Source organism: Mycolicibacter terrae (assembly GCF_010727125.1).
GTDB lineage: Bacteria > Actinomycetota > Actinomycetes > Mycobacteriales > Mycobacteriaceae > Mycobacterium > Mycobacterium terrae.
The window spans coordinates 482,732-498,318 of record NZ_AP022564.1; the positions used below are offsets into that span (position 1 = coordinate 482,732).

Genomic DNA, 15,587 nt, shown 5'->3' on the forward strand with positions numbered 1-15,587 from the left:
TGGGCCGAGTCCGCAGGACGCCGTATTTGCTGAGATTTTGCTAGATAAGTCAACTTATGTCTGCGGCACCGCACGGAGTTACTCCGTTAACAACCGCATCATTCGTCACAGAAATACCACTTATCGGTCAGGACTATCGCCCGCTAACAAGACCATCAGTGATTCAACCTGGCCATTAATAGACCGATCAAATTTAAATGAGCTAGTTCATTGACAATGAGTTTGTTATGTGACTAGCTTAAAAATCTCTGTGTGTGATGTAACGGAAAGATCACAGAGAGATCGGCAAACCTAAGGCGGGATCCGGCGAAAGGGCTCGGGAATCATGGGTAGTGGCGACAGCAAAGGCAACGCGCGGGGGCGTCGGCATGACCGAGCGGTCGGGGCCGCAGCTTCGGTCGGGGCGTTCTTGGCGTTCGGGATGGCGCCGTTGGCCGCCTCCCCGGCCGCGCAGGCCGACGAATTCGACTGGGGCATGGACCTGATCAATCCCCTCTTCGGGGTCCCGGTCGATGACGGTGCGACCTCGGGGCTCGGCCTGTTCGCCTTCTCTGCCGGGGGTGCCTGGGGCTCTGCAGCCGATACCGACTTCGCCCAGATGTGGCAGGACAGCATCTACATGCCGCTGCATGACTCCATGCAGGACTGGATCAACAGCCCGTTCGGCCAACAGGTCGACGACTTCGTCAACCAGATGTTCGAGCCGCTGACGCAGGGCGCCTGCGGTGTGATCTGCAACGGTGCCGATGGCACCGAGCTCGACCCGGATGGCCAGACCGGTGGGTTGTGGTTCGGTGACGGCGGCGACGGCTGGGCGTCGGACCAGCTGGGTATCGCCGGCGGTAACGGCGGGCAAGCCGGCGGGATCGGCAATGGGGGTGACGGCGGCGCCGGCGGGTTGGGCGCCGACGGTGGTAACGGCGGCCACGGCGGAGAGATGTGGGGCAACGGCGGTGACGGCGGCGCCGGCGGCAACGGCACCGCCACGTTGGCGGCCGGCAACGGCGGTATCGGCGGTTCGTCGGGTCAGGCCCAGGACTTCTTCGGTATGGGTGCGTGGGGTAACGGCGGCAACGGCGGGGTCGGTGGTGCGGGTTGGAACGGCACCAATGGCGGTGTCGGCACCGCACCCGGTGGCAGCGGCGGCAATGGTGTGGCCGGCGGTGTCGCTGGCAACGGCGGTCGCGGCGGAGATGGTTCCTCGATCGTCGGGATCGGCGGTAACGGCGGCGCCGGTGGTGCCGGCGGATCCGGCGGCAACGGTGGTGCGGGTGTCGCTGGCGAGGACGCGACGACTCCGGGCGGCATCGGCGGTGACGGCGGTAGTGGGGGCCTGGGTGCGGCCGGCGGCGCCGGCGGTAACGCCGGTGCCGGCGGTAAGGGCGCCAGCCTCTTCGGCGCCGATGGCAAGGAGGGTGTCGGCGGCAACGGTGGCGCCGGCGGCCGTGGCGGTGACGCCAGTGATGGCGGTCTCGGTGGCGTCGGGGATGCCACGCATCGCGACGGGGGCGCGGGCGGAAACGGCGGTGATGTGGGTGCTGGTGGCGCGGGCGGTGCCGGCGGCACCGGATCCACCGCGGGCACCGATGGCTCCACGGGTGCCGTGGGTACCGGCGGCAACGGTGGAAACGGTGGTGCCGGTTATGACGCGTCGGCAGACGTGTACGCGGCGGCGGGCACTGACGGTGGCAATGGTGGTGCCGGTGGTAGTGGTGGCAGCTACGGCAACGGTGGCAGTGGTGGTGCCGGTGGTGATGGCCTCGCCGGCGGCGTGGGTGGTGCTGGTGTCAGTGGTGCGACGGCCGGTGCTGGTGGTGAGGTCGGTGGAGTCGGCCAGGCCGGTGGTTCCGGTGGTTCTGGTGGTGCTGGTGGTGCCGGTGGCTCGGTCGCGGGTAATGCCGGCAGTGGTGGTGCTGGTGGTGTCGGTGCCGACGGTGGCGCCGGTGGTGTCGGTGGCGATGGCGCCGCGGGTGCGGTCGGGGTCAATGACGGTGCCGGTGGCAATGCCGGCTCCGGTGGCGTCGGTGGTGCCGGCGGTAATGGTGGTTCCGGTGGCGCGGCCGGTGTTGCGGTGAATGGCGCTGCGGGCAGTCAGGGTGCTGGTGGTGATGCCGGTTCTGGTGGTCGCGGTGGTGTGTCCGGTAACGGTGGTGCCGGTGCTGATGGCACCGTGGCTCACCTTGATGGTGGTGATGGTGGTGACGCTGCTGGTTCGGGTGCCGGTGGTGCTGCGGGCCACGGTGGTAGCGGCTTGACCACCGGTGCTGATGGTGTTGCCGGGGTGCAGGCCACCCAGGGCGGTGTCGGGGGCAACGGTGGTGCCGGTCATGACGCGGTCACTGCCGGGCAGAGCGGTGGCAATGGTGGTGCCGGTGGTAGTGGTGGCAGCTACGGCAACGGTGGCAGTGGTGGTGCCGGTGGTGATGGCCTCGCCGGCGGCGTGGGTGGTGCTGGTGTCAGTGGTGCGACGGCCGGTGCTGGTGGTGGGGTCGGTGGAGTCGGCCAGGCCGGTGGTTCCGGTGGTTCTGGTGGTGCTGGTGGTGCCGGTGGCTCGGTCGCGGGTAATGCCGGCAGTGGTGGTGCTGGTGGTGTCGGTGCCGACGGTGGCGCCGGTGGTGTCGGTGGCGATGGCGCCGCGGGTGCGGTCGGGGTCAATGACGGTGCCGGTGGCAATGCCGGTTCCGGTGGCGTCGGTGGTGCCGGCGGTAATGGTGGTTCCGGTGGCGCGGCCGGTGTTGCGGTGAATGGCGCTGCGGGCAGTCAGGGTGCTGGTGGTGATGCCGGTTCTGGTGGTCGCGGTGGTGTGTCCGGTAACGGTGGTGCCGGTGCTGATGGCACCGTGGCTCACCTTGATGGTGGTGATGGTGGTGACGCTGCTGGTTCGGGTGCCGGTGGTGCTGCGGGCCACGGTGGTAGCGGCTTGACCACCGGTGCTGATGGTGTTGCCGGGGTGCAGGCCACCCAGGGCGGTGTCGGGGCAACGGTGGTGCCGGTCATGACGCGGTCACTGCCGGGCAGAGCGGTGGCAATGGTGGTGCCGGTGGTAGTGGTGGCAGCTACGGCAACGGTGGCAGTGGTGGTGCCGGTGGTGATGGCCTCGCCGGCGGCGTGGGTGGTGCTGGTGTCAGTGGTGCGACGGCCGGTGCTGGTGGTGGGGTCGGTGGAGTCGGCCAGGCCGGTGGTTCCGGTGGTTCTGGTGGTGCTGGTGGTGCCGGTGGCTCGGTCGCGGGTAATGCCGGCAGTGGTGGTGCTGGTGGTGTCGGTGCCGACGGTGGCGCCGGTGGTGTCGGTGGCGATGGCGCCGCGGGTGCGGTCGGGGTCAATGACGGTGCCGGTGGCAATGCCGGTTCCGGTGGCGTCGGTGGTGCCGGCGGTAATGGTGGTTCCGGTGGCGCGGCCGGTGTTGCGGTGAATGGCGCTGCGGGCAGTCAGGGTGCTGGTGGTGATGCCGGTTCTGGTGGTCGCGGTGGTGTGTCCGGTAACGGTGGTGCCGGTGCTGATGGCACCGTGGCTCACCTTGATGGTGGTGATGGTGGTGACGCTGCTGGTTCGGGTGCCGGTGGTGCTGCGGGCCACGGTGGTAGCGGCTTGACCACCGGTGCTGATGGTGTTGCCGGGGTGCAGGCCACCCAGGGCGGTGTCGGGGGCAACGGTGGTGCCGGTCATGACGCGGTCAATGCCGGGCAGAGCGGTGGCAATGGTGGTGCCGGTGGTAGTGGTGGCAGCTACGGCAACGGTGGCAGTGGTGGTGCCGGTGGTGATGGCCTCGCCGGCGGCGACGGCGGTAGCCCCCTCGCACTCGGAGGCGCCGGTCAAACCGGCCAGGCCGGTGGTTCCGGTGGGGATGGTGGCGCCGGTGGCGCCGGCGGCACCAGCGCCGGCAATGGCGGCAATGGCGGTAACGCCGGTAACGGCGCCGACGGCGGTAACGGCGGGAATGGAAATACCGGTGCGGCCGGCGACTACCGCGCGAACACCAGCGGCGCCGGCGGGCAAGGCGGTGCTGCCGGTAGCGGCGGCGCCGGCGGTAACGGCGGTACCGGTGGCGCAGCCGGGGTTGCGACGAACGGCGCCGCGGGCAGTCAGGGCGCCGGCGGTGACGGCGGCAGCGGCGGCGACGCCGGCAAAGCCGGTGACGGCGGTCGGGGTGCCGACGGCGTGTTGGGCTCCGGTGACGGCGGTAACGGCGGCAACGGTGGACAACTCGGCGCCGGTGGCGCGGCTGGAAACGGCGGGAGCGGTTCAATCCAAGGCTCCGACGGCGTGGCCGGAAACGGCCCGACCGGCCCCCAGGGCAACGGTGGTGACGGCGGCGACGGCGTCAGCCTGGCCGGCTCAGCCGGCGGGGTCGGCGTCAACGGCGTGGCCGGCGGTGCCGGCGGCAACGGCGGCGACGGGAGCGCTTACGGAAGCGGTGGCGCCGGCGGCAACGGCGGCCAGGGCCAAGACGGCGGCCTGGGAGCATCGTCGGGCGGCTCTGTTACCAACGCCGGTGACGGTGGCGCCGGCGGCAAGGGTGGCATCGGCGGCCAGGGTGGCACCGAATTGGGCAACGGCGGTGTCGGCGGCACAGGCGGCATCGGCGGCGATGGTGGCCTCGGCGCTGCCGGCGATGGCACCAATGGCGGCCAAGGCGGCGCCGGCGGTCAGGCCGGTGCCGGTGGTGCCGGTGGCGATGCGCAGGCTTCCAGCGGTGTCGGCGGCGTCGGCGGCAATGGCGGCGTCGGTGGTGTCGGCGGCGAAGGCGGTCAGTCCGGTGTGGACGCCGACGGCAATGGTTTGACCGGAGGCCTCGGAGGTCATGGTGGTCTCGGCGGTAACGGTGCTGCAGGCGGCGCCAATGGCGACGGGTCTGTGGCCAACACGGGCGATGGCGGCGACGGGGGCGCTGGCGGCATCGGCGGCAACGCGACCGACGCGGGTGGTGCACAAGGTCAGGGCGGCACCGGCGGCATCGGTGGTAACGGCGGCACCGGTGCACACGCGGGCGACGGGGGCGCTGGCGGCGCGGGAGCCAAGGGCTCGACGGGGGCGGCGGCGCTGGCCGGCGACGGCGGCGTCGGCGGCAACGGCGGTGACGCCATCAACACTGCGGGTGGCGACGGCCATGGCGGCAATGGAGGTGACGGCGGCGAGGGCGCTAAAGGTGGCAACTCGGAGGACGGGGGGAATGGCGGTAATGGCGGCAACGGCGGATCCGCCGCTGATGTGATCGGTGGTGTCGGTGGTAACGGCGGCAACGGCGGCAACGGCGGCGACACCCATCTGAACGCCGGCGGCAAGGTAGCCGGCCATGGTGGTGAGGGCGGCGACGGAGGCACAGGCGGTTCAACGGGTACTGGCGGCAATGGCGGCAATGGCGGCAATGGCGGCGGGCCCAGTGACGGCGGCGGTCTGTCTACCGGCGGTGACGGGGGCATCGGCGGCCAGGGCGCTTTCGGCGGCGTGGCCGGAGGCGACGGAGGCGACGGAGGCGACGGAGGCGACGGCCCACTGGCCGGTGGCGACGGCGCCGATGGAGGGCACGGCGGCGCGTCCAACGCGGGCCCCGGCGCCGCAGGGACGCCCGGTCAACCAAACGACGGCTCTACCGGTGGGGCCGGCGGGGTCGGTGGCGACGGCTCCCGATAATTGAGTGAGCGTCGGCTGGTCCAGGTTCCCGGCGGATCCGGAGCTGGCCATGGCGACCGGCGAGGAGCCCACCAACACGACAGTGTTGGTGGGCTCCGCCCGTTATCTCCGCACTCGGGGAAGCCGCGGCGTTTGGCCGGGCGGTCGACCGCGGCATCGAAGGCCGATCGGGTAAGCGCGGCGGCGTATCGCCGCCGGATAAGGTGGGTAGCCGTGCGCATCTTGGTTATTGGTTCCGGTGCCCGCGAGCACGCGCTATTGCTGGCCCTTCGCAAGGACCCCAAGGTCGATCACCTGGTGGTCGCACCCGGAAACGCAGGCACGGCGGCAGTGGCCGAGCAGCGTGACGTCGACATCACCTCCGGTTCGGCGGTCACCGCGCTGGCCCGAGAGGTCGAGGCCGACCTGGTGGTGATCGGGCCGGAGGTTCCGTTGGTGCTGGGCGTGGCCGATGCGGTACGCGCCGCCGGGATCGCCTGCTTCGGGCCGTCGAAGGACGCCGCCCGCATCGAAGGCTCGAAGGCATTCGCCAAGGACGTGATGGCCGCGGCGGGCGTGCGCACCGCCCGCTCAGAGATCGTCGACAGCCCGGCCGACCTCGACGCCGCTCTCAGCCGGTTCGGCCCGGAGGCCGGCGAGGCGGCCTGGGTGGTCAAGGACGACGGGCTGGCCGCCGGAAAAGGCGTGGTGGTCACCCCCGACCGGGCCGCGGCGCGGGCCCACGCGGCCGGGCTGCTCGATGCCGGTCATCCGGTGCTGTTGGAATCGTTTCTCGACGGGCCCGAAATCTCACTGTTCTGCATCGTCGATGGCGACACCGTGGTGCCGCTGCTGCCCGCACAAGACTTCAAACGCGTCGGCGACGGCGACACCGGCCCCAACACCGGCGGGATGGGTGCCTACGCCCCGCTGCCCTGGCTGTCCCGGCAGGCGGCGGCGGGCATCGTCGGCGACATCATCAAACCGGTCGCGGCCGAACTGCTGCGCCGGGGCAGCCGGTTCGCCGGGCTGCTGTACGCCGGTCTGGCGATGACCTCGACCGGGCCGGCGGTGGTCGAATTCAACTGTCGCTTCGGCGATCCGGAGACCCAGGCGGTGCTGGCCCTGCTGGAGTCGCCGCTCGGGCAGCTGCTGCACGCCGCCGCAACCGGCGGCCTCGGTGAGTTCGGTGCGCTGCGCTGGCGGGATGGCGCGGCGGTGACGGTCGTGCTGGCCGCCGAGAACTATCCGGGCCGGCCGCGGATCGGCGACGTGATCGTCGGCGCCGAGGGCGACGCCGTGTTGCATGCCGGCACCGCCCACCGCGACGACGGCGCGGTGGTGTCCTCCGGCGGCCGGGTGCTGTCGGTGGTGGGCACCGGTGACGACCTGGCCGCGGCCCGCGCGGCCGCCTACCGGACGCTCGGTTCGATTCGCTTGCCGGGCAGTCACTTCCGCACCGATATCGGTTTGGCCGCCGCCGAAGGCACGATTCACGTCTAACCGGCCACACCGGCCTCGGCAATTCCCGGCGTCCGGCGGGCGATATTCGTTTCGGGCTCACCCGGGTGCTTGGTCGTTGCGCCCGAAGTGATGGCAACCGCGACGGTAGGATGACTCAGTATGTCTGACCAAAGTCAGCCGGACTCCGCGGAGTCGGCCACCCAGGAACACCCAACCGACCAGGCGGAAGCTCCGAAAAGGCCGGCGCCCAAGACCCCGGCGGTCACAGCGCCGGCGACACCGGGCTGGCGCCCGGTTGTCGCGGCGGCAGCGGTCGCGCTGGTCGCCGGAGCCCTCGGCGGTGCGGGTGTGGCCGCCTTCTGGCACCCGGGATCCGAAGCATCGGCCAAGTCCTCCGGCCAACACGCCGCCGACGCGACCAAGGACGTCTGCTCCGCAGCAGTGCTCGCGCGTCAGGCGGTGGCCAACAACATGCACCTGAAGAACCCGGATCCGCAGAACCCGGTTGCCCAACTCGCGGTGGCCGCCAACGCGAGATTGTCACTGACTGCGGGTGCCGCCTACCTGCGGGGTCGGCTCGAAGCGAACCCGGCTGCTCCGCAGGATGTGGTGAAAGCCGCCAACGCGATGGCCGGCGAGTTAGAGCACCTGAATCTCAGTTATCTTGTCGGGCAACCGAACTCCGATCGGGAACAGCTGGGACGCGACCTTGACGCGCGGATCGCGGAACTGGGCAAGCTCTGCCAGTAAGCGCTCCGGGCTGACCGGGCGTGCTTGGATCCGGTCAGCCCGTCGAAGCTCAGAAGCCCAAGAACGCCAGCGGGTCCCACGAGGATGCGAGCGCGGACCCCACGTCGTCGAGTCCGGTGAAGGCGGCGCCTGCATCGAGCGGATTGGCTGCGTTGATGTCGCCGAACAGCGAGCTCAGGTCGACGTTGCCGAACGGCGTCACCAACATGTCGATGACGGTGCCGTCATCACCCGGGGTGGCGATGTAGATGTTCTCCCAGCCGCCGCCCAAGTTGAAGACGTCGTAGACGGTGCCCACCGCCGGCAGCATCGAGGCGTCCACACCGTCGGCGGCGGTGACAGTCTGAATGGTGAACTCGGTGTTGGTAAAGCCCAGCAGGTTGGTCACACCCGTGGCGGTAGAGATGGTGCCGAGGTCGGTGGTGCTTGACCCGCTGCCGCTGTAGACGTCGAAGTCCTGAATATTCAGGTTGAGCGGGATGGTGTCGTACTTCTGGATCTGCCCGGATGCGAGGCTCAGCAGTGGCGCAATGCCGAGCAGGGCGGGGGCGTCCTTGAAACCCTCGGTGCCGTCCGCCATCATCGGGTCGAAAGTGAAGCCGCCGAGGGTGAAGGCGTCGGGCATGGTGCTGTCGCCGACGAGTAGACCGGTGAAGGCGTCGCCCGGGTGCAGCGGGTTGGCGGCGTTGATACCGCCGAACAGCGAGTCCAGATTCATGTTGCCGAATGGCGTCACCAGAGTGTCGGTGACGGTGCCGTGGGTGATGGTGCCGTCGTCGGCGGTGACATCGGGAGTGGCGGTGTAGACGTTCTGCCAGCCGTTGCCGAGGTTTAACACGTCATAGACCGTCCCGGTTGCCGGCAGACCCGACCCGTCCGCACCGGTAGGGGTGGCGCTGAGAACGGTGAACTGGGTGTTGGCCATGCCCAGCAGATTCGTCGCGGACACACCGGTGTCGATGGTGCCCACCTGGGTGGCGCCGGACCCGACGCCGCTGTAGACGTCGAACTCTTGCGGCGCGAGCGCGACTGATCCCAGCAGTATGCCGCCGCCGAGGTTCAGTAGTGGCGGTGTGCCGCCGAGGGCGGAGACGGGGTTGAAGCCTTCGGTCACGGTGCCGTCCTCAGCGGTGCTGAACGGGTCGAAGGTGGTGCTGCCGATGGCGAAGGCGTCATCACCGCCGGCGCCGGTGGCCGCTTCCAGACCGGCGAAGGCGTCGCCGGGCTGCAGCGGGTCGGCGGCGTTGACGCCGGCGAACAGCGAGCTCAGGTCGATGTTGCCGAACGGGGTCACCAGCTTGTCGGTGACGGTGCCGCTGGTGTCTCCGACGCTCGGTGTCGCGGTGTAGACGTTGTAGAAGCCGCCGCCCAGGTTGAGCACGTCATAGACCGTCCCCAGCGCCGGCAGGCCGGTTGCATCGCCGGTGACGCCGGTGACGACGAACTCGGTGTTGGGCAGACCGAGGAGGTTCGTGACGGTTTCGTTGGTGTCGATGCTGCCGAGGGCGGTCGCGCTCGACCCGGTACCGCTGTACACGTCGAAGGTTTGCGGCGAGAGATCCAGCGTATTACCGAAAAAGCTCACTGTCCCGCCACCGAGGCTCAATAGCGGCGGAGCAAGGCTGATCGGAAGGACAGGGTTGAAGCCCGCGTCGCCAGACAGATTGATGGGGTCGAAAGTGGCGCCGTTGATGGTGAAGGCATCCTCACCGGGCGCGGCGGCAGCAACCGCGGCCTGCAGAAACGCTGCGGCCAGTAACCCGCCACCCGCGGTGGCGGCAACGGCGGCCGCCTGGGCTCGTCGGTTCGTCATGGAGCCTTCCAATCTGTTGGGCGGGACTCAGGAACAGATGAGTTACCCATGAGTAGGTTGAGAGAAAGCTACTACGCGTGTTCTCTGTCACACAAGGGATTCGCGAAGCATAATGCGGGGAAATTTCGTCATTTCGGGAGACGAAACGGTTAAATTCTGCCGAATTTTGCCGATTCGCGGCCCCACAGTGGCAAATAGTCGATCTATGCATGCGCCTGATTCTGGGCCGCCACTGAGAAGCGCTGAATAATCGCCCGGACCGTCAGCGTGAACGCAGACACCCCCACTTGGCGTCAGACGCCGAGCGGGGGTGTCGTGTATACCCGGTTAGAACCAGCTGCCCGGGTCGAACAGGTCGAAGCCCGCCGCGGCGGCGCCGGCCGCGTCGAGGCCCGAGACCGCGTCGCCCGCGTCAAGCGGTGCGACGGCATCGAACATGCTGAACATGCCCGACAGGTCGAAGGTGCCGAACGGGGTGATCAACGTGTCGGTGATGCTCGATGCTGCCGTGCCGTCGGCGTTAGGGATGGCCTCGTAGACGTTGGTGAAGCCCCAGAGGTCGGTGACGCTGTAGACCGTGCCCAGCGTGGGCAAGTCGGCGATCTGCGCGTCGGTGAGACCGGAGGCGGCATCGACCGAGGTGACGGTGAACTGGGTGGTCTCGATTCCGAGAATGTTCGACATGTTCTCGCCGAAACTGACCGTGCCCAGGGTGGCGCCGCTGTCGTCGTACACCGAGATACCGTCCTGGGTGGGCAGGAACGCCCCGAGCGCGTTGACGCCGGCGATCTGCAGCAGCGGTGCGATACCGAATAGTGGATAGCTGGCATCGGTGCTGAACCCGTCGCTGCCCGGGTCGAAGGTGGTCCCGCCGATGGTGAACGCGTTGTCGCTGAGGGCGGCGCTGTCAGACGTCGCGGCGAGCGCACCCAGCGGCGCAGCCGGATCCAGCGGGCTGGTCGCGTCAAAGGTCGTCGGTATGTTGAGGTTGCCGAACGGGGTGACCAGGGTGTCGGTGATGGTGGCCGGCCCGCCGTCAATACCCGGGACGGCTTCGTAGACGTTGGCAAAACCACCACCGAGGTCGGTGACGCTGTAGACCGTCCCGACGGCGGGTAGGTCGGCGAGATTGATGTTGTTGAGCACGCTTGCTATTTCATCGTTGGTGATCTCGCTGCCGGCGAGGTTGAGATCGCTGGGAAGAAGCGAGATGAGAACGTCATTGCCGGTGATGTCACCGCTGCCGTAGCGGAGGATGTCGCTGTTGGCGGCCAGGGCATTCGCCAGGTCTTCTGCGGTGAAATCGGCGCTGCTGAAGTCTAAGTCAGCGGCTAGGGCGCTTTCGAGCGTGGAGGTGGCCGGGTCGATGGCGCCGACGGTGAACTGGGTGCTGTCGATGCCGAGCACGTCGGAGTACCAGAGGAAGGTGTGGACGGTGCCGGCGTCGGTACCGTCGGCGTACGCCGTGAAGTCCTGCTCCGCCTGGGTACCTTCTATGCCGGAACCGGAGATATTGAGGGCGCTGGCCTGCAAACTCAGCAGCGGCGCGAAGCTGGACAAAGACAACGGCATAGGGATGTCGATGCCGTCGCTGCCCGGGTCGAAGGTGGTGGCCCCGATGGTGAACGCATTGTCGCTGAGCCCGCTGATGCCGGATGCGTTCCCCAGGGCTTCCAGAGGGGCACCCGGGTCCAGCGGTGCGATGGCGTCATAGGGGGTCGGTAGGTCGAAGTTGCCGAACGGGGTGACGAACGTGTTGGTGATGCTGGAGGCGGCCGTTCCGTCGGCGTTGGGCACGGCCACGTAGACGTTCGCGAAGCCGCCGCCGAGGTTGGTGATGCTGTACACCGTGCCGTCGGCGGGCAGCTCGGCGGCTTGAGCGGCGGTCAGCCCGTCGGCCGCAGTGCTGCTGGTGACGGTGAACTGCGCGGTGACGATGCCCAGGAGATTCTGAACGTTGGTCGAGGTTAGAAGTGTGCCGAGCGTTTCGCCGCTGCTGTCCTCGATGGTGAACTGCTGCGAGCCGAGGCTGAACAGGCCCAGCAGGCTGTCGCTGCCGAGCGAGAGCAGCGGGGCATTGGCGAACATCGGGGTGAGAGCTTCATAGCCGTCGGTCTGCGTGCCGGTCAGCGCGTCGATCGCCACCGGGTCGGTGAAGCTGATATCGCCGATGGTGAACCCGGCGTTGGATCCGCTGTCGGCGACCGCGATCGCCGCGTGCAGAAACGCTGCTGTCAGCAGCCCGCCCCCGGCGGTGGCGGCAATCGTGAAAGCCTGGATACGTCGGTTCATCGTCACACACCTTTCAATCTGTTAGCTGGGGACCGAAGCTCAGAACCAGCTGCCCGGGTCGAAGAGGTCGAAGCTGCCTGCGGCCGTTGACGCCGCGTCGTCGAGACCGGTGAAGGCATCGCCCGGGTCGAGCGGGCCCGCGGCGTTGAAGCTGCCGAACAGCGAGCTCAGGTCGACGTTGCCGAACGGCGTCACCAGCGTGTCGGTGATGGTGCCGTCCTCGCCGGGAGTGGCGATGTAGATGTTCTGCCAACCGCCGCCCAGGTTGAAGACGTCGTAGACCGTTCCCACCGCCGGCAGTGCGGAGGCGTCGATATCGTCTGCGGCCGTGACACTTTGGACGGTGAACTCGGTGTTGGTAAAGCCCAGCAGCTCGGACACGTTCACGCTTGTCCTGACGGTCCCGAGGTCGCTGTCGCCAGAGCCGCCGTAGACGTCGAAGTCTTGCGGCGAAAAGTTGATCGGCGCATCGGTGGTGCCGATGCCGACCGTGGCGCCGCCGAGGTTCAACAGCGGGGCTGCGCCGATCAACGCCGGAATGACGTGGAAGCCCTCGGTCGAGACGCCGCCGGTCGTGGTGAACGGGTCGAAGACATAGCCGCCGAGACTGAAGGCATCCTCGCCGAAGGAACTGTCGCCGACCTGCAGGCCGGTGAAGGCGTCGCCCGGGTCGAGCGGGTTGGCCAGATTGATGCCACCGAACAGTGCGTCCAGGCTCATGTTGCCGAACGGGGTTACCAGGGTGTCGGTGACGGTGCCGCTGGTAACGGTGCCGTCGGCGGCGATGACGTCCGGGGTGGCGGTGTAGACGTTCGCCCAGCCGTTGCCGAGGTTGAACGCGTCGTAGACGGTGCCCACGACCGGTAGCTGCGCGGCCTCCACTCCGTCGGCCGGGGTGACGCCTTGGACGATGAACTCGGTGTTGGTCATGCCCAGCAGGTTGGTCACGTCCACAGCGGTGTTGATGCTGCCCACTTCGGTGGCGCTCGACCCGGTTCCGCTGTAGACGGTGAAGTCTTGCGGGGCGAAGGGGGTCGGCTGGGTTTGGGGGAAGGACGTACTGAGCGTCAGCTGGCCGCCGCCGAGGTTCAACAGCGGCGGAATGCTCGCCAGCGAGTCGACTGGAGCGAAGCCCTCAGTCGTCGTGTCGCCGGACGTGGTGAAAGGGTCGAAGGTGTAGTTGCCGATGGTGAAGGCATCGTCGCCGATGCTGCTGTTGCCGGCCTGTAGCGCGGCGAAGGCGTCGCCGGGCTGCAGCGGATTGGCGGCGTTCATCGCGGCGAACAGTGAGCTCAGGTCGGTGTTGCCGAACGGGGTCACCAGGGTGTCGGTGACGGTGCCGTCTTCGCCCGGGGTGGCGACGTAGACGTTGTAGAAGCCGCCGCCCAGGTTGAACACGTCGTAGACAGTGCCGGCGACCGGGAGTGCCGAGGCGTCGGCACCGTCGGCGGGGGTGCTGTCGAGGACGGTGAACGCGGTGTTGGGCAGGCCGAACAGGTAGGACACGGTTTCGTTGGTGTCGATGCTGCCGAGTGCGGTGGTGCCGTTGTAGAGGTCGAAGCTCTGCGGGGCGAGATTGAGGATGCCGAGGGCTTTCCCGCCGCCGAGGGCCAGCAGCGGCGGAGCCAGGCTGAGCGGACCGACAGGGTCGAAGCCCTGGCCGCCATCGGCCAATGTCGGGTCGAACGTAGTGCCGTCGATGGTGAACGCGTCCTCACCGGGTGCGGCGACACCGACCGCGGCTTGGAGAAACGCTGCGGTCAGGAGTCCGCCACCCGCAGTGGCGGCAATAACGGCCGCCTGTGCACGCCGATTCGTCATCAGGCCTTCCAATCCGTTGGTCGGGCTCAGGAACAGGTGAGTTACCCATGAGTACGTTGAGAAAAATTACCCGGGTGTTCTGCGTCACACAAGAATTTTTCGGGCCACGATGCGGGAAATTTCGACCGATCTAGGAGACAAATCGGAGGAATTGCGGACAAAAGATGCCCATTTGCGGCCTGCCGTGCGGCGCGGCCAGCTGACCGTGGGCTCGATTCCGGCGCCGTAATGGCTGAGGAACTGACTAGGCCGTTAAGAGCGGGGCGATCCAGGTCAACTCGGCCGGAAGCTGGGAACTCCAGTAGGCCCCGTCATGTCCGCCCGGGGAGAATCCTCCGGCCGGAGGACTGGGCAACTGCGCGATGAAGGCCTGGGTCGCCGAATAGAACGGATCGGAGTTGCCGCAGTCCACCCGGATCGGGATCGATCCCAGGCTCGGCATCCCGAAGACCGAGTTAGCTGCGAAATCCGTTGCGCCGTCGAACGCTCCCGGCGCCGTGGCCCCGGGCGACAGCCACAGTGCGGGACTCACCGCGCAGATCGCCGCGGTCCTGCGGGCACCGAGCCGGCCCCCGAGCAGCAGTGCGCCATAACCGCCCATCGACCAGCCGATGAAACCCACCCGGGAGGTGTCCAGACCCTGGTCTGCCAGCAACGGCAGCAACTCATCGGTCACCATCGCGCCAGAGTCCTCCCCGGAGGCGCGCCGGTGCCAGTAACTGCCGCCGCCGTCGACGGCCACCACCGCGAACGGCGACAGCCCGGCGGCGACCGCCTCGGCCAGCCCCTGCTCGACTCCGCCGGCCATCACCGTCGCGGCGTCACTGCCTTTGCCGTGCAATGCGATAAGCGGCCGCAGCGGCTCGGTCTGTCCCGGCGGCCGGGCTATCGCCCAATTGGTGGTGATTCCACCACGCGCCGCCGAGGGGAACGAGCCGGTCGTCATCGTCGGCGCCGCCTGCGGCGGCGCGGCCGACGCCGGCCGAGCGCCGAGCAGCGAACCCGCCGCGCCCACTGTGCCCATTGCGGCGCCGAGACGCAGCACCGCCCGTCGGCTCAAGTCCGGCATGGCGGTCATCATGCCAGCACGCGCCGTTTGTCCGAAAAGACGGAAACCGATGATGCGGCGCCAGCTGTGCTGGCAGCATCTCTAGGCGTGATGACAGCGGTCACGCCCAAGGGCGAACGCCGACGGTATGCCCTGATCAGCGCCGCCGCCGAGCTACTGCGCGAGGGCGGCTTCGAAGCGGTGCGGCATCGTGCGGTGGCGCAGCGCGCGGGTCTCCCGTTGGCGTCGACCACCTACTACTTCTCCTCATTGGACGACCTGATCGCCAGTGCGGTGGAACACATCGGAATGTTGGAGGTCGCTCAGTTGCGCGCCCGCATCGCCGGCCTGTCCCGCCGGCGGCGCACCGCCGAGACCACCGCGGACATGCTGGTGGACCTGCTGGTGGGGTCGCATGAGGAACCGGCGAACGGCACCCAGATCGCCGAGCAGCTCATCTCCCGCTACGAGCGGTCCATCGTCTGCGCCCGCCAGCCCGCCCTGCGGGAAATCCAGCGCCGCATCCTGCACCAGCGGTCCGACGCTGTCGCCGAAGCCGTCGAACGTTCCGGGCGGATCGCCCGGGTTGAGATGGCATATGCCCTGGTCTGTCTGGTTGACGGGGCGGTGATGGCGGCCCTGGTCGACGACCGGCAGGGGCCGCGGGTCGTTGCCCGGGCGGCGGTGATCGACGTGATCGACCTGCTCGCGCCGCTGGACCAACGCGCCGTGTCAGCCTGAGAAGCTCACACGGTATGCTGCGGCGACCCCGTTGCCGCTGTTTGCTAC

General features: G+C 68.5%; 10 protein-coding genes. 6 read left to right on the top strand and 4 right to left on the bottom strand.

The genetic code is table 11. The features are described 5' to 3' along the window. The first annotated feature begins 325 nt into the window (after positions 1 to 325). From G6N23_RS22340 to G6N23_RS02370, 5 genes are all read left to right on the top strand, one after another. A complete protein-coding gene (locus tag G6N23_RS22340) occupies positions 326 to 3,412 on the top strand; it encodes a PGRS repeat-containing protein (RefSeq protein WP_163769692.1) in 3,087 nt (1,028 codons plus the stop codon). Beyond that, positions 3,413 to 3,592: a hypothetical protein gene (locus G6N23_RS02355; RefSeq protein ID WP_109560202.1), complete on the top strand. Its 180-nt coding sequence runs from the start codon at positions 3,413 to 3,415 to the stop codon at positions 3,590 to 3,592. Continuing rightward, entirely contained in the window at positions 3,589 to 5,631 is a 2,043-nt protein-coding gene (locus G6N23_RS22345) for a hypothetical protein (protein WP_163769693.1), read from the top strand. Before G6N23_RS02355 ends, G6N23_RS22345 begins: the two co-directional genes overlap by 4 nt. Before the next feature lie 213 nt (positions 5,632 to 5,844). After that, complete coding sequence (gene purD / locus G6N23_RS02365) at positions 5,845 to 7,113, top strand: phosphoribosylamine--glycine ligase (protein ID WP_085261588.1); 1,269 nt, start codon at positions 5,845 to 5,847, stop codon at positions 7,111 to 7,113. Positions 7,114 to 7,233: 120 nt separating this feature from the next. Further along, complete coding sequence (locus G6N23_RS02370; RefSeq protein ID WP_085261589.1) at positions 7,234 to 7,824, top strand: hypothetical protein; 591 nt, start codon at positions 7,234 to 7,236, stop codon at positions 7,822 to 7,824. A gap of 49 nt (positions 7,825 to 7,873) precedes the next feature. Here the strand turns inward: G6N23_RS02370 and G6N23_RS02375 are convergent, their stop codons facing one another. The 4 genes from G6N23_RS02375 to G6N23_RS02390 form a co-directional block, all read right to left on the bottom strand. Beyond that, positions 7,874 to 9,637: a hypothetical protein gene (locus G6N23_RS02375; protein ID WP_085261590.1), complete on the bottom strand. Its 1,764-nt coding sequence runs from the start codon at positions 9,635 to 9,637 to the stop codon at positions 7,874 to 7,876. Between the two features lie 327 nt (positions 9,638 to 9,964). After that, on the bottom strand, positions 9,965 to 11,929 hold the full coding sequence (locus G6N23_RS02380) for a hypothetical protein (protein ID WP_085261591.1): 1,965 nt from the start codon (positions 11,927 to 11,929) through the stop codon (positions 9,965 to 9,967). A 39-nt stretch (positions 11,930 to 11,968) separates the two neighbouring features. After that, positions 11,969 to 13,750, bottom strand: a complete 1,782-nt coding sequence (locus G6N23_RS02385) for a hypothetical protein (RefSeq protein WP_085261592.1) — start codon at positions 13,748 to 13,750, stop codon at positions 11,969 to 11,971. A gap of 244 nt (positions 13,751 to 13,994) precedes the next feature. After that, positions 13,995 to 14,831, bottom strand: coding sequence for an alpha/beta hydrolase-fold protein (locus G6N23_RS02390; protein ID WP_085261593.1), 837 nt, complete (start codon positions 14,829 to 14,831; stop codon positions 13,995 to 13,997). A 78-nt stretch (positions 14,832 to 14,909) separates the two neighbouring features. Between G6N23_RS02390 and G6N23_RS02395 the strand changes: the two genes are divergently transcribed. Next, a complete protein-coding gene (locus G6N23_RS02395; protein ID WP_085261854.1) occupies positions 14,910 to 15,539 on the top strand; it encodes a TetR/AcrR family transcriptional regulator in 630 nt (209 codons plus the stop codon). Positions 15,540 to 15,587: the final 48 nt, after the last annotated feature.

What these genes read in the sequence shown, in the direction of transcription:
- G6N23_RS22340 (WP_163769692.1), top strand. Translation starts at nt 326, where the DNA reads ATGGGTAGTGGCGACAGCAAAGGCAACGCGCGGGGGCGTCGGCATGAC.
- G6N23_RS02355 (WP_109560202.1), top strand. Translation starts at nt 3,413, where the DNA reads ATGGCGCTGCGGGCAGTCAGGGTGCTGGTGGTGATGCCGGTTCTGGTG.
- G6N23_RS02370 (WP_085261589.1), top strand. Translation starts at nt 7,234, where the DNA reads ATGTCTGACCAAAGTCAGCCGGACTCCGCGGAGTCGGCCACCCAGGAA.
- G6N23_RS02375 (WP_085261590.1), bottom strand. Translation starts at nt 9,637, where the DNA reads ATGACGAACCGACGAGCCCAGGCGGCCGCCGTTGCCGCCACCGCGGGT.
- G6N23_RS02380 (WP_085261591.1), bottom strand. Translation starts at nt 11,929, where the DNA reads ATGAACCGACGTATCCAGGCTTTCACGATTGCCGCCACCGCCGGGGGC.
- G6N23_RS02385 (WP_085261592.1), bottom strand. Translation starts at nt 13,750, where the DNA reads ATGACGAATCGGCGTGCACAGGCGGCCGTTATTGCCGCCACTGCGGGT.
- G6N23_RS02390 (WP_085261593.1), bottom strand. Translation starts at nt 14,831, where the DNA reads ATGATGACCGCCATGCCGGACTTGAGCCGACGGGCGGTGCTGCGTCTC.
- G6N23_RS02395 (WP_085261854.1), top strand. Translation starts at nt 14,910, where the DNA reads ATGACAGCGGTCACGCCCAAGGGCGAACGCCGACGGTATGCCCTGATC.